The 15,116-nt window shown below is 41.2% G+C and carries 15 protein-coding genes; all 15 read right to left on the bottom strand.

Annotated features, from left to right (window positions below; translation table 11 throughout):
- A partial coding sequence (locus T500_RS16100; protein ID WP_410543886.1) for a D-Ala-D-Ala carboxypeptidase family metallohydrolase occupies positions 1 to 320 on the bottom strand: 320 nt, incomplete at its 3' end.
- A 56-nt stretch (positions 321 to 376) separates the two neighbouring features.
- Positions 377 to 2,773 carry a hypothetical protein gene (locus T500_RS16560; protein ID WP_051612091.1) on the bottom strand — a complete coding sequence of 799 codons (2,397 nt, stop codon included), beginning with the start codon at positions 2,771 to 2,773 and terminating at the stop codon, positions 377 to 379.
- Entirely contained in the window at positions 2,770 to 3,141 is a 372-nt protein-coding gene (locus tag T500_RS0114175) for a hypothetical protein (protein WP_028908655.1), read from the bottom strand. The genes T500_RS16560 and T500_RS0114175 overlap by 4 nt, the downstream gene beginning before the upstream one ends.
- A 112-nt stretch (positions 3,142 to 3,253) precedes the next feature.
- Entirely contained in the window at positions 3,254 to 3,814 is a 561-nt protein-coding gene (locus T500_RS0114170; protein ID WP_230580920.1) for a hypothetical protein, read from the bottom strand.
- Between the two features lie 14 nt (positions 3,815 to 3,828).
- The gene (locus T500_RS0114165) at positions 3,829 to 4,110 is read right to left on the bottom strand and encodes a DUF3127 domain-containing protein (protein ID WP_028908653.1); all 282 of its coding nucleotides are present in this window, start codon (positions 4,108 to 4,110) and stop codon (positions 3,829 to 3,831) included.
- A 59-nt stretch (positions 4,111 to 4,169) separates the two neighbouring features.
- Complete coding sequence (locus T500_RS0114160; protein WP_028908652.1) at positions 4,170 to 4,355, bottom strand: hypothetical protein; 186 nt, start codon at positions 4,353 to 4,355, stop codon at positions 4,170 to 4,172.
- Between the two features lie 2 nt (positions 4,356 to 4,357).
- Positions 4,358 to 4,711 carry a hypothetical protein gene (locus tag T500_RS0114155; protein WP_028908651.1) on the bottom strand — a complete coding sequence of 118 codons (354 nt, stop codon included), beginning with the start codon at positions 4,709 to 4,711 and terminating at the stop codon, positions 4,358 to 4,360.
- Positions 4,712 to 4,873: 162 nt separating this feature from the next.
- A complete protein-coding gene (locus T500_RS0114150) occupies positions 4,874 to 5,806 on the bottom strand; it encodes a S24 family peptidase (protein WP_028908650.1) in 933 nt (310 codons plus the stop codon).
- 250 nt (positions 5,807 to 6,056) lie between these two features.
- The gene (locus tag T500_RS0114145) at positions 6,057 to 6,782 is read right to left on the bottom strand and encodes a hypothetical protein (RefSeq protein WP_028908649.1); all 726 of its coding nucleotides are present in this window, start codon (positions 6,780 to 6,782) and stop codon (positions 6,057 to 6,059) included.
- Positions 6,783 to 6,799: 17 nt separating this feature from the next.
- Entirely contained in the window at positions 6,800 to 10,147 is a 3,348-nt protein-coding gene (locus T500_RS16090) for a type I restriction endonuclease subunit R (RefSeq protein ID WP_080694916.1), read from the bottom strand.
- Positions 10,140 to 10,883 carry a hypothetical protein gene (locus tag T500_RS0114135; protein ID WP_028908648.1) on the bottom strand — a complete coding sequence of 248 codons (744 nt, stop codon included), beginning with the start codon at positions 10,881 to 10,883 and terminating at the stop codon, positions 10,140 to 10,142. The genes T500_RS16090 and T500_RS0114135 overlap by 8 nt, the downstream gene beginning before the upstream one ends.
- A gap of 41 nt (positions 10,884 to 10,924) precedes the next feature.
- The gene (locus tag T500_RS17065) at positions 10,925 to 11,368 is read right to left on the bottom strand and encodes a zinc-ribbon domain-containing protein (RefSeq protein ID WP_155267572.1); all 444 of its coding nucleotides are present in this window, start codon (positions 11,366 to 11,368) and stop codon (positions 10,925 to 10,927) included.
- A gap of 11 nt (positions 11,369 to 11,379) precedes the next feature.
- Entirely contained in the window at positions 11,380 to 12,510 is a 1,131-nt protein-coding gene (locus T500_RS0114125; RefSeq protein WP_028908647.1) for a restriction endonuclease subunit S, read from the bottom strand.
- Positions 12,500 to 14,083, bottom strand: a complete 1,584-nt coding sequence (locus T500_RS0114120; protein WP_028908646.1) for an N-6 DNA methylase — start codon at positions 14,081 to 14,083, stop codon at positions 12,500 to 12,502. The genes T500_RS0114125 and T500_RS0114120 overlap by 11 nt, the downstream gene beginning before the upstream one ends.
- Before the next feature lie 50 nt (positions 14,084 to 14,133).
- Positions 14,134 to 14,760 (bottom strand): GIY-YIG nuclease family protein, encoded by a 627-nt coding sequence (locus T500_RS0114115; RefSeq protein ID WP_036909221.1) that lies wholly within the window; start codon positions 14,758 to 14,760, stop codon positions 14,134 to 14,136.
- Positions 14,761 to 15,116: the final 356 nt, after the last annotated feature.

Here is a 15,116-nt window from a genome sequence, read left to right as displayed (position 1 = left end):
TCAAAGTCCTGACCGCTCTCATCCGCGTAATCCAGCAGTATGTTAGCATAGCGTATTAACTGCTCAGCACCCAACACCCTGATATCCACCGCACACCCCGTAAGGTGGTTACTGCCAGCTACCCCGCCAACCTTCTTATTCAACTGCGGACTGCGATACCCAGAGTTTATGTGGATGGGCTCCTCGCCCACTCCATATTTCTCATTATACCGTTTTCTTAACTCTTCAAGCCAGATGCAAACCCGCTTCAAGTTCGCAATCGCCTCATGGCTGGGAATGTTATACACCTCAGGATGATTACTCTTGGTGAACTCTCCCAACTGGAAATGTTGGGAGAGTCTTGCGTTACTGTTTAACTGTACTATCTGTTCCATTCTTACTTTTTTCCTTCGGTAATTAATGCTTTTTTAAAACTGTGTTCTGTTTCCTGTGTCACATACTCACGATAAATCCAACTTCGAATCATCTTCTTAGTATGGTAGGTATCAGTGCTGTACCCCTGTTGCTGTCGCACGCGCTTAGCATCATCGAGTGTGAAATTAGTAGGTAACATCACTAACAGATTCTGCGGTCCGCGTTTTGAGGTCTGAATATCATCATCAGCATGCCGTATCAAGTCGCCAAACACCGTCATCTTAATATACAGATCGTAGAACAAACTCCATCTGCAGAATGTCTCAATCGACTTTTCCCATTTCATGCCGTTGGCAGCATACAGCAAACAAGCTTTACGGAAAGCGATTACCAACGCACGGTGCGAAAGGTTGTCGAACACCCTATCCTGCGACAGTCGTGCGAAATCAGCACATTCGTCTTTCAACTTTCTGGCCAGTTTCCTGGCTTCCTTGCAGTCGATGGTGCCCGTGGCCTGCTTCAGATTCTCGATATACGGCTTCAATGCGGCGTCATATTTCTCGTCGTAGGTACCAAACACCGATATCTCAGCGCCAATCTCCTCTTCAGGTATGGTTGCCAGACAAAGGCGCGATATCGGACCGTCGGTCAGCACATAGCGAAAGTACTTTATCGCCTTGGCCGTTGTGGTGTTGGCATTCCAGTTAAGGTGTAAACTACCCGATCCCATCACGCTCTGCGTACCAGCACGGTCGGTACCATAGTCGTTACCCTCGTCGTCGCACAGTTTAAGGGTTGTAAACTGGTTGCCTCTACCCGTCGAACCCTCAATTTTATCCCACTGCTCCAGCTCGTTGATACGCACATAGAGCGGTGCGCCTTGCGCTTCGTCCATTCGCTGTACCAATGCAGCTTTTGTAATATCGCTCTTAATCGTCTGGATAATCAAGTCGGCTGGGCGCTGTGGCTTCTGTTTGTTAGATGCCTTCGAGTTGAATTCATCATTAAACTCCTTCAAGCGCTTGCGGTTCTCCTCGTCGCGTGCCTTCATATCCGCAATAATGCGCGTAAGCGGTTGCTTGGTACACGAATCTTTACCCGTACCTGTACCTGCCACTATCAGGCAGTTTGCGCGCAGTTCGCGCACCTGATTATCAATGTACACAAAGTTCAGCTTCTTGGGGTATGCCATCAGTCCGGGGAACATGGCCTGCGCCACAGTTGCCTTATATTTATCAGGTGTGTTACAGGTAACCGCCTTTACCAGTTTGGGCACATCCTTAGGTATCGCTGGCGGCGTTTCGCTGGCAAACAGTTTGGTTAGTTCGTGCATAGGGGTGTTCGCGTCCAATTCAAGTGTTGGTTGGGAGCTTTCGTTTTCTTTCAGTCTTCGACTTTGGGTAAATATCCCCTCCTGATCTTTCGTCAACTTCTGCGTAGGATTATAATACTTATCATAAAAGTCAGCCACGCACGCCTGGATATTCTCATCCGCCCAGTGTTCAGGCATCAGTTCCGCCAAAGCCCCGTTAGCCTCTTCCTTACTCAGCAATTGGTTAGCACCACTCAGGAATATCTTCACCGCATTATGCCTGCCACCAATATCCGTAAAGTCCGATTTCTCCAGTCCCTTCGCCTTCAGCACCGCCTCCATCACAAACCTCACCCGCTCATCAACGGTTTTATTTTGGCACGAATTACACGAATTATCACGAATTTTGTTTTTGTCCTCTGTAGCATTATTAATTAATTCGCGTAAATTCGCGAAATTCGTGCCTAATTCTTCTAACCACGGTTTATAATGCTTCCTTGCTTTCTTAGCCCCAGCCGGCACCTGCTCTTCACCTTTGCGCTCACGCTCTTTCAGGCGCGCATATTCCGCCTCACACTCCTCGGCCGTCATGGGTTCTTCAAACAGCTCATCGTTCAGATAAAGTAAATCATTTTCATCGCCACTGGTCGAGAATACCACCCTTTGCAAATCATGCACATTGGTGTCCATTTCAATCTGTAGGATAGTAGCTATGCGCACCTGGTTCTCTAAAATGGTCGTGCCGGGCAGTCGCTTGCAAACCAGATGGTATCCCCCACTCGCGCTTTTCTCCAGCAGCATCAGGCCAATCTCGTCTTTCTTGGCCAGAATCTGCTGCGCCATGGCCGCACTTTGTTCGGCATCGTAGCAGTCCACATCATGGAAAAAGTAGCTACCAATGCTTTTGCATCCCGCCAAAACCGAACTGTTCAGCACACCAATATTGTACGCAAACTGCACCAGTTGTGCCTTGGCTTTCTCGTCGCCTTTACGGGCTTTTGCCAGATTGTCCAGGTTCTCCTTCGTGTTTCTCAGCGCTATAAAATCTTCACGATTCTTTACCAGATAAGCAAACTTCTTTCCCTTATTTACAATGCGGTAAATCATTTACTAAATCCTTTCTTTACAAGGTAGTTAATTACTTGGTAAATGCCCTTGCGCAAGATGGTAGGCAACTTGGCACGCAGCGCGTTAGGCACCACAAACGTTACACGATCAAAGCCATCGGCACCAAACGACAGACTGGCATAACATCCTTGATATACAGGCTTACGGCGCAGACGTTTGCTTCGTATAAACTCAAACGATCCGTTGCACAGCAGCTGCCCTACACCGCGACCACGGAATGCTTCCACTTGTCCTACACTCGGATTATCTGGCAAAAACTGCACATAATCCATTTCCAAATCACTCTTTGTAACGGCCATCATGCCGTTAACAGTTACTGTCTTGTTTAATTTGTTATTTGTTTTCATTTGTTTTTTGAGTTTTAAAGCGAGAAGAAGTTTCGGATTCCTTGGCCATTTACTCGAGAATATCCTCCTCAGCCTCAACTCAAAAAATTAGTAATAATATGAAACTAAAATCTTATTCGCTCCAGTACTTTCTATCCAACCATTCTACTAGATAACCCTCTCTGATGCTCCACTCACCATTCTCGGTAATGTCGATATCGTACTTCTTCAGGATAGCGCAGAACTTATCAAGCACCTTGCGTCGCCAGGCATACGCGTTCTCGTCATTTTTAACCTCATTAGGATTGATAGGCGTCTGGTTATATGCCTTAACGCACTCTCGGGCACAGTTCACATAGTCTTCGTTAAACTGGTGACCTATAAAGCCATACAGCATATCAATCATATAGGCCTCTTCGCATTCCAAAACTCCAAGCACTCTATTACCCTTCTCGTAGTGTTCCCATGCTTTGGTAAGCCCTTTGTACAGTTGCTCCAGGTATTTCAAGCAGTCCTCAACGCTCGATTCCTGGCAAATATGAACCCCATGTACACACTGGGCCAGATGATCCTGCATAGGCAGCCAGTCGAAGTCGATTGCCTTGTCAATCTGGTTGTGTCTCACTGTCTCCAGCATCATACATGTACTGCGGAGGTTCATCTCCATTGCTTTAATTGCTTCGTCTAAATACATAACTTTTTAAATTTTTAATGTTTAACTTTTACCATTTCGTTCGCGATAATGTCCATAAAAACCTGCCCGTTGTGTTCGTGGGTTCTGAAGCTCATGCTACAGGCTACCAGATCCCCCTCGGTCCACTCGATGGTGGCCAAACTGCCCAGGGCCGTTACCACAAAGCTGTCCTCATACTTGCCGCCCAACATCTGCAGTACCAGTGTACGCTTGTCAAGCACGCCGTTCTCACTTTTCTCACTCTGCACGGTAGTCATTGCACCGCACTTCTTCACTCTTAAAATCATTGTGTTCATAATTACTTTTACATTTTAAATTGTTAAACAAATTGTTGCATTTTATCATTTTTACATTTTTAAATTTCCATCCAAATGCTTCCGTATTTAGCTTGGAATTCCTCTCTTACCTCTTCGATACTTTTGCGAGTAATATGGTACCCCATATCTATCGCTTGCTGTTCTTCAGCTCTTACATCAGCCAGGTATCTCAGATACTCTATCCGTTTAACGCGGCCTTCTATTCTTATTCTGTTCTCTGCCATCGTTAAATCAGTCGGTTCATCAGTTTCCCAAATCCCGTGGTTACCATACCCTGCTCCTCGCCTATCCACTTGTAGCACATCTCTAGAGCGGTATCAACCGAGTAGCAACCCGTAGTGTGTAGCACCTTTGCACAGATAAAACTGAGCATGTCTTCAACCATTTCCAGTTGCACATCTTCATTAAACCCAAGTAGCATTTCATTAAGCTTTTCGCTTAGTTCCTGACTCACCTGCTGGTCTAGCAGATCCTTCACGTCGAGTGCATAGCTGTCGATGTCCTGATCACAACTAATTTCACCCTCAATCACCTTAATCGGTACAGTAAAGTAACCGATAATGTTCATTTTCTTTTTCATTTTTAATACTTTAATTTTTAAATCTTATCAGACGACTATCATCTGATTTCCGAGGACAAAATTAGACAAAAAAAAACAGCGACGGAAGTAAAATTCCATCGCCGTAAAGCTTTCGTGAGATCTGCGTAAAGTTTTGGTGATTCTCGTGAGATTTTGCCCGAATCAGGCCATTTTTTCGTGAGTTTTCGTGAGATCTTCGTGAGATTCTTCAAGTTCCAGAAAACTTATCACTTGCATCGCCCTATTTCGGCAAGCATAGAAACGATTAAAGTTCTTATATGGAGAGCTTATAGGCGTCCATTCTTCTACAGGCTTCCTGAAGCATCCATCGTCTAAACGTTGAATCTCGTCGTATTTTGGCTGAGGCGCATGGTCGGGCAACGCCTCTTTTATGATCTTACAGAAGCCCCTATAGTCCTTATCATCTACCACATGATACTGTACAAGCGGACGGTAAAACGAGAACCAGTCGCGTATTATTTTCACATCAGGGCCTAGCTGTTTTATCACCCACTGGGCATGCTTCAGCGAAACCACCTTTGGTTTCTTTACCAATCTCTTGGCATCTTTTGTGAGTTTGTTTGCCTCGCTATACTTTAAGCTTGGAGCGTTACTGATATAACGCATTATCCTGGCTAATAATTTAGTATCATCTCTATCACTGATACAGATGGGCTCAACACCTTCGTTTTTCGATAGCAACCACTTATTGCCCTCGTCATCCTCGTAGTAAAATCTTACCATCTGTTTACCGGCTACGCTGGCAAGTACCACATTGCCGTCGTCAGGATCGTCATCATACACCATAATAAGTATGTCACCTTTACGAATGCCAGCGGCAGACATCGAATCGTCGATCATCGAGATACCCGTCATCGGAAATAATGGCAACACTTCTAGAGGTAGCATCAGTCGTTCTTCGAACGATTCATGCGCCGCACAGCCAAAGCCATCGTCGTCATCCTGCGGCATATAGCTGAATTCAGCATCACACACTTGGGGATTCCACCCCTCTTTCTTTAATTTGTCAAGCAATACTGCGCCACCCTCGTTTAATGGGTGGCATTTCGGTTGACCTTTAATTTCTTCAGTCATTTTTAATTCCGTTTTAAGTTATTATATCCTGATTGTCGGGGGACAAAAGTAATCAATTTAAAAGAATTAACAAAACTTTTTTCCGATTTATTGCTGATAGTCCCAAAAAAGTATTATATTTGCACCGTTGAAAAAATATTTATAGTTAAGGTTTAAGTTGATTAACATAAACAGTTTTTAAGTAATACGAGGAGCCAACAGTGATGTTCGCTCCTCGCTTTTTTTGTGGGTTAATCTTGTCTAAAGCTTTCTATTTAACTAAGCTTTTGAAGAACAGTTCGTCTACAGTATCATACAATATCTTCTGTTCATCTTCAATACCTTTTTTTTGTTCTTCACTCATGTCGTTTTCATTCATGAACGTTGTAAAAAGTATCAGAAGTGTACCTACGTCATCTGGAATCAAATTACCCTCCTCATCTTTAGCATCTTCAAAAGAGGTTTGAGCAAAGCAAACACCATCTCGTACTTCGTACACGTGAGAGTTAAATCTACCATGCTTTTTATAGTTTCTATTTATCCTCTCGTTCATCCTTGTTGGCGTAATAACCTTATTCCTACACGAATACATACATGCTATTTCTTCATGTGATAAAGCATCATTTTTCAGGAAACGTTTGTTATACTGCTCCAAGAAATGATACGTATACAAATGAATCTGTTTTAATTCAGTTATTGCACCATCCGGTTTTAAGTATTTGCCTGTCAAAGCTCTGATTATGGCTACAACTTCATCTGTATCAACTATACAATAATGTATATTTGTAGGACTTTGAGCGTTTTCAGGAAATTCTGCGTAATAACACAGATTATATGTGTTGCAAGATTCAGGAACAGTATATTTACAGATACGCCATGCAGGGAACTTAAGTTCTTTCTCAAGTTCCTTGACCACCTTTGGCATCATATATTTTGTTCTATACTTTACCCTAGGAAGGTCATATTCAAATGCATTATATATCTCCCTGCAATTCATATTTTCAACTTACAGAATTATTCCACTCCGTATGGTTTGGCCGTTTCGGCTGCCATTGGGAGCTGTTCTTCGTAATCGTCATACCTTATCTCTTTATGTTCAGGCATCTCCTGTACCGTATAGGACAGCTTAGAAGAACCGTTCTTCTTGTAATTCTCTACCTGGTCGAGTACTTTCTTAAACACCTCATCATCCCACTCGGGTGGATAACCTTCCTTATAAATAAGTACAGTCAACTGCGAGGCAAGTTTATTCTTCAAGTTGTCGTTGTTCAACCAATCTGCATAAACAGCGGTATCATCAATCAGCAACTTAATCTTCTTGGCTAATTCGATGCAACGATCATCAGGATATTCAAACTGGTGAGTATCTCTAACTTCGGTAAGCACATCAAAGAATGCCTTTTCCTCGAAGGTAATGCCCAGTTCTTTAAACTTCTCGCTATCAACCTTTAGGTCTTTTAGTATCTGTTGCAGCCTATCTGTAAGCGAGTTAATCTTATCATCTACAATGTTCACAACACCATCTACCACACCTTGGGTTACCTGGTTAGTAAAGGTCAACTTATCGCGAGTATTATAGTCGTCGATAACCTTTTCAAGCATTATTTGGAACTTTTCTGCTTGTATTTTATTGGTTTTGCGATAAGCCTTGATGGCTTTTGCTACCAGCTTGCATAATAGCTGGAACTTGGTAAAAGGCATCTTTACATCGTCCAACTCCTGTACAAAAGTATCTCCAAAGATGTTTTCTTCCTTACCATCTTCAAAGAACTTCTCTACGCCGCTGGCTAATATAGCTTCCTTAACCATCTGCTCTATATGTTTGTTCATGCTTTCTACATCGTGTTCGGTAGCAGTCATCTTCGCTACGTACGAGCAGATTCCCATCATACACTGGCACCACATAACTTCGTCATCAGGCAAGATACCAGCAGGACTACAGATATTAAAGGCAGAGCGCAGACGTTTTACATGCGCCTTAAAGCGTTTTATAAACGAAACTTCACCCCTTTTCTCAATACTATTAGCCAGGATATACTCTGCAGCAGTCTGCAGAAACTGCAGTCGCACTAGGTCCTTGTCGCCAAAGAATGGGTCGAAATCCAATTTGGCAAGCATCTCTTTCAGTATCTGCAATTCGTTCTGCAATACGCTATGAGCAATATCAAGGTCTTCGGCAGGTGGCACTTCGCCACCATATCTCTTCATCGCTTTTTTCATCTCCTCGCGTATGCCGATATAATCGATAACGAAACCATATTCCTTATCCATAAACTTACGGTTAACACGCGATATAGTTTGAATCAATGTATGCTTAGAGAGTGGTTTATCATTATAAAGCAATGTAAGACTTGGGACATCGAAACCGGTAACCCACATATCTACTACAATCGCAATGCGGAAGTTTGATTTCAATGACTTGTACTCTGTGTCCAAGAATTTACGATACTCCTTGCTGGCACCACCACCCAATAATTGATAGAGTTCCTTCTCATCATCCTTATCGGTGGTCATCACCATGTTTACAAATGCCACATCGTGCAATTTCTCTTTCTCGTCGGCTGTTAGCGTCAGTTCATTAAGTGCCTTCTTCTTCTCAAACCAGATAGGCATCAGTTCGCGCATCTTTTTGTAGAGTTTGAAGGCTGTAGGACGATCGATACAGGTAATCATTGCTTTCTGCAAACGGTCGATACCCTCAGTACGCTTAATATAATCGACTATAATATCATTAGCCACGCGCTCAATTACATCATCGTCGCCGATAATTACCTGCATGCTGGCCATAGCAGCCTTACTCTTGGCAATATCTTCGGGAGTAGCACCTTCGTCGGCGCACATTTTATAATATGCCTCTACCTTTTCAGCCTGTTCCTTGTTCATGAACACGCGAGCCAATCGGGGATCGTATTTAATAGGTACAGTGATACCATCTTCTTCTGATTCCTTCATGGTGTATTGGTCAACCACCTCTCCAAACACATGCACCGTCTCATCGATTGGTGTCCCTGTAAATCCTACATAAGTGGCATTAGGTAGCGCATCGCGCAAGTATTTTGCAAAGCCATATGTAACCTTAGCGCCTGGATTGTCATCATTTTGGTTTATAACAAGGCGAGTACCAAGATTATTCTGAGTTCTATGAGCCTCATCACTCATACATATCACGTTACTGCGTTCAGTCAGTAGCCCTGTTGATTCAGCGAACTTCTGTATAGTTGTGATATATACTCCACCCGATTTACGTAAAGTCATCTCGGTAGCGAGTTCTTGGCGACTCTCAAACACCTTAACAGCCTCATCTTCAAGGAATCGTTTTGAGCGTCCGAACAGTTTGCCACTCTGGGTTTCCAAATCCTCACGGTCGACAATAATCAGGATAGTAGGACTACCTAATTGTGTTTTACAGCGAAGTGCTAACTGACGTGCCAAAAACAGCATAGTATAGGTTTTACCACAACCTGTAGCACCAAAATAAGTACCACCTTTACCATCGCCACCTACACTACGCAGATGTGCCAATATATTATCTCTCAACTTACGAGTTGCAAAGAATTGGGGATAGCGACAAACCACCTCGGTAGTATCATCTTCTTTTGATGGATCAGGGAAATAAACATAATCGCGAAGAATCTCCAGGAGTCTTGTTGGCGACAATGCACCTTTTACAAGAGTCTTTAAGGTGTCAAGACCTTTGCCGGCTTTATCCTCGTTATCAACCTTCTTCCACTCATAATAGAATTCAAATGGCGTAAATGGCGTACCCAAAGCATTCTTTGCACCATCACTTATTACAGCTATAGCACAGAATCTTAGCAGCGATGGGATATCTCTCATATATCTGGTACATATTTGTCTATGTGCATCTCGCACAGTAGCATTAGCTTTTGTGGGATTCTTAAGTTCGATGATGCAGACGGGAATACCGTTCACGAAAAGCAGAATGTCAGGACGGCGATTTTCCTGACCTTGTTCCATGACAAATTGGTTGACACAACGGAAGATATTACGATTTGGATGCTCAAAGTCGATGTACTCCATACGGAAAGGAGTATCACGATTGTCGCTATAGGTAAAGTCGTAGCCATCACGATATAGCAGGAAGGCATTCTGACAGGTATAGTAGTCGTTCTGGCCACCAACATTCCTGAGGTTTGCCACCACGTTATCCATCTCAGCCTCTGTCAGTCCTTTCTTGGCATACTGAGCATTGAGGAATGTTCGTAAATCTTCTTCAATCAGAGGGTCTGTGAACTTACGATGCAGTTCATCGCCAAAAGTATACTGCCACTGGGCTTCTGTTAGCAGCTCAATGGTAGCCTCCTCAAACTGGCTTTCGTAATACTTTCCGTTTCTATTCATCCTTCTCTATATCAAAATAAACATATCGTTTCAGGTTTAACATTATTCCCTGATAATCTTCTAAACTCTGTTTGTAGTTTCTTAAGACGAGTTTTAAATCCTCATATTTTGCATTCGGATTGTCATCATTTTCTAAAGCCCAATTCTTCTCTGAAAGTTGATGATATATATCGAGAGACTTTGATAATGTAATAAAAGTAATTTGATTTAAATCGCTTCTAACCAATTTTAGTTCATCAACACTCTCCTTTATCATTGAACTATTGAGCCGCATCATTTTCCATATTGCAGGATTAATTTCAATTATTCCATTTACAGGTTTTTCAACAATAATACTATCAGCAAACTCACTATCGTAATTATCAGAAGGTTTTTTATCTTCAAAAACCGTTTTTTCTATCATCTTACTATACTGATAGATAATTTTTACTGGAGCATATGCTATCTGGTAATCCTCCAACATCTCTGATGCCATTGATAGATAGTCATGATAATAATAGAATATAAAAGCAGAAATATAGCCAATAGAGAAAGTACTAAGAATAAACATCAATGCATAAGTAGCTACCGCTCCCCAGCCGCTATACATATAACCATTAAAAGTATAATACGCTATAAATGCTGCTGATACTATAGAGAAAAGCACGGCGAAACATAGCAGAGTCCAAGCTTTACTATGTTTACATTTAATATCCTCTTTTACGAGTTTTAGGCACTCTTCTCTTGTCTTTTCCATATTACGCCTAAATTACATTAATTCCCTTTGCCAGACATTGGTTATTTTTGCTTATTTTTCCATTTTTTTATTAAAGTAATAGAAAAATATAATACCAATGGGAAGAGAATACAATAAAACAACAACTCTGTAACATCGTAGAATCTAGCATCAAACATTTTTGTCTGATAAAAATATTCTGAAGTATATGTAAATGGGAAAAAGAAATTTTTACAATATAAGTTCAAATAGTTTTCAACATATTCTTCTCCAAAGCAAAAAAGTATAATATTAATTATCAACCATAAAGTATAAATGCTGGTATTTTTTTTGTTTTTGCTTAGAAAATTAATGATGATGTTCTGATTAGATTGACCACTATCAGAAGGAAAGGTACAAACATCTTTATTTGCTTGAACATTATCATTGCTGGATTGACGACAGCCACAATGCTGACAAAACTTAGAATTCTCAGGAATTTCTTTTCCACATTCTTTGCAATACATAACGATGGGTTTTAATTATTTATAGTATGTTGTATCAGAGCAGGGCAAACCTCTCGTGAAAGACGGTCTGCTTCTGCTGCTATTTGCTTAGCCTCATTAGCGCACTTGTAGATATTTACAATTGCACGTTGAACATCAGGCGGGGGTAAAGGAATCTCTGTACGCTTCATATCTTCAAACGAGAATGCCTCTCTTGCACTTCCCCATGAATTAAATCGAGCGTATCTGTCAAACTCAGAACGACAGAACCAGAGATAAAGGAACTCTGGAACAGTCTTATCTTCATCTTTTACTTTGAAGGTGATATATGATGAAGAAACAATATAATCCCTCTCATTAGGATTCAATGATAATGTTATTTTGTCGCTATTTCTTGAAGTAATAGTAACATAACAGAAAGTGCCATGCTTGAATATTTTGTACGGAGTAAGCTTAACTCCATCCATATTAGCTTTTGTATCGATAATCTTTTTCTCAATACTTATACCTCTTACATCATCAATATTGTAAATCGAATCTTTATTTCTCAAATCGTATTCCTCTATATAAGGCCCTATCTCTTGAAGAGGGTATTTATGCTTCAACTCCTGTATATAGCTTTGGCACAGCTGCATCAACGGAGCAGCTTTAGCTTCGTTCTGCTCTTTGATTTCTCTCAACGCCTTCCAAGCATTCACCACTTTCTCTTGTTCTTTTGCCGAAGGAAGTGGAATATAAACACGTTGCATATCTTCCCAATTAAAGAATTCTGTGGCACTCCCCCAAGAATGGTAACGAACTAAACGGTCAAATTCATCACGGAGGAAAAACAGGTATAAATATGTCGGGTTTAAAATACTTTCATCAGAAACCTTAAAATGAACGTAATCCTCTGTGAATATATAAATAGAGTCGGTATTATTAAAACCTAAGCCCAAACGTTCACCATTTCTTGTCGTTCTTCGGTTAAATACAAAATGGTTCTTGCTTACGACATGAAATGTAGAAAGATTTCTACCAGTCATGTTAGCTTTTGTCTTCTGTATAAGCTTTGTATTAGAAACACCTCTGACGGCGTCTAATCCATAGGTCAATGCTTCGTTTCTATCGTCGCACTGTTCTATATAATCCCCTAACCTAACTATTCTTATCTTACTTCCCATATCCCAATACCTTAAATGCATCAATCAAAGCAGATTCGTTATCGTCCCAACGCTTTTTGAGTGCATCAAACTGCTCACTCATCTGAGTCAGAGCTGACTGATAATCCATTTCTGTATCATGATCAACGAACTCTATATAACGACTGGGAATCAAGGAGAAGTCTTTCTCACGGATTTCATCTATATTGGCAGCATAGTATAACTCTGGCTTTGCATAGTTCTTAGAACCAGTCGTAGCCCAATCAAAGTATATCTTACATACTTCGGTAATCTGCTCTTCCGACAGTTTTACATACTTTTTCTCGTAGATGTTTTCACTCCAAGTACGGAGATCGACAAACAGGATTTCACCCTGTCGGTTACGGAGCATACGTCCATGACGAGGGCCACCCTTCTTGTTGTTGTTCAGAATCCAAAGAGTTACACTGATGTCTGTTGAGTAGAACATCTGGCGAGGTAATACAATAATAGCTTCTACCTTATCATTCTCAATCAACTTCTGACGTATATCTTTTGCATCATCATCATCGAGTGCACCATTAGCCAGCAAAAATCCTGCTACACCATTATCCTTATCAAGCTTATTCAGCATGTGGAGTATCCATGCATAGTTAGCGTTGCTAGTTGGTGGTACTCCATAACCTTTCCATCGTGGATCGTCATCAAAATCACTATAATCAGCGTATCGCTTCAAATTGAATGGTGGGTTAGCCATAATATAATCCACCTTTATATCCTTATGCTGGTCGTTGCTAAAGGTAGAAACAGCACGCTCACCAAGGTGGTAGCTGATACCACGAATGGCAAGGTTCATCTTAGCCAAGCGATATGTTGCAGGCTCTGACTCCTGACCATAAACATTAACTGCCTGGGTATTGCCACCATGCGCCTCGATAAACTTGGTAGCCTGTACAAACATACCGCCAGAACCGCAGCATGGGTCGTAAACAGTACCATCAAAGGGTTCAATCAGAGCCGCAATCAACTCTACGATGCTATGTGGCGTATAGAACTCGCCCTCCTCCTTATCAGCATTAATAGAGAATGCCTGCAGGAAATACTCATATACTCGACCTATCAAATCGTGTTCAACAAAACGTTTGGGATCAATCTTCTCAATCTCATCAACTACACTCTTCAGCACACCTGCCTCCAATTGTGTTTTGGTGAATATCTGCTGAGGAAGTGCATTCTTAAGCTTTGGCTCATTATCATCAAGCTGTTTGATGGCAGTATCGAATGCTACAGCCATACTGGTTGAAGGAGTAAGAATCAGCTTATCCCAAAAGGTTTCATCACTCAAGAAGAATACACCATCCTGCAAATAGTGCTGGGGGCGCTTCAGCTGCATCTCGATGAATCCTTCGTCATCAATACCCTGCTCCTTGAAGCTCTTACGAATCTTCTCCTGCTGATCTTTAAAACGTTCACCAATAAACTTTAAGAATACCAATGTGAGCAGCATATCGCGCTTATCAGTCATAGCAGCCCTACCCCTCAAACTGTTTCGACAGTTAAAGAGAATAGTCTCCAAAGTTTCCTCCTTAGCGGGTTTTATTGTTTTCTTTGCCATATTTTATCGTTATCTTAACAATCTCTGTGAATGTATTTAAATATATTATTCTATTCTTCTACAGGGTAAGTTTCATCGTATATCTCACTCAACAAACGGTCGTTATAAACCCAATATGAGCCAGGTGCCACATACCATTTCGAACCTTTAAGGTCTCTTGTAACAGCACTTATTGCCATTTCTTCGTTGTTATACAGAACAGTTCTATCTGTATAAACTGAGATGGTAATATTGGGATCTTCTTTCCAATGCAGTACATCTCCCTTTGCCATACCCATCTTGTAAAAGTTCAATGGCGGGCGGTGCTCTTTTGCTTTTGTTGATGCATCCTTATCTTCTTGAGTAAGGTCATTCTGAATTTCATCAGTCACCTCAGCGGTAACGTCGGTATGATGGAACAATTCGAGAATAGCTTTTGCTTGTACAACCTGAATTCGGAAGAATTCCCTATTCTTATTAACGCGCTGAGGTTCAAAAGCTGTATGGAGTGCTTTCTCTATCTTAGCACAATCTTTAATATCAACCTTACAAGCAAACTGGCACTCAAATGGCGCAGGGACTCCTGTAGTATAGAGTTCGCGCATTCGCTTCTCTATATCCTCTTGGGCCGTCATGCCAATCTTTACCAAACCTGGCATATATGGGTTAGAAAGTAGGTAAACTATTCCATACTTCATATTCATTCAATTGTTGATTTGCATGCAAAGATAGCACAAATCTTTGATTTAGCCAAATTTTGTTGGGAGAAAAGTGACACAGGAAACAGAAACAGTTTTAAAATCGCGAGGGGATGTATAGAATAGTGTAATTATTACGATTATTATTTATATTTTATATAATATATATATTATATAAAATATAATCTTCAGAATGGCTTGATAAGTGGGCTTAAAATAAAAACTGTTTCTGTTTCCTGTTTCCACTTTTTATTCACCTTCATATTTTAACAATTCATTAACAATTAATATTTCAATATATGACGAAAATTTCGTACCTTTGCATTGTCAAGATAAAGATAGAGATGATGCTCCCG

Source organism: Xylanibacter ruminicola Ga6B6 (assembly GCF_000687715.1).
In the GTDB taxonomy this organism is placed as follows: Bacteria; Bacteroidota; Bacteroidia; order Bacteroidales; family Bacteroidaceae; genus Prevotella; species Prevotella ruminicola_B.
This window is presented reverse-complemented; position numbering and strand designations above follow the sequence as displayed.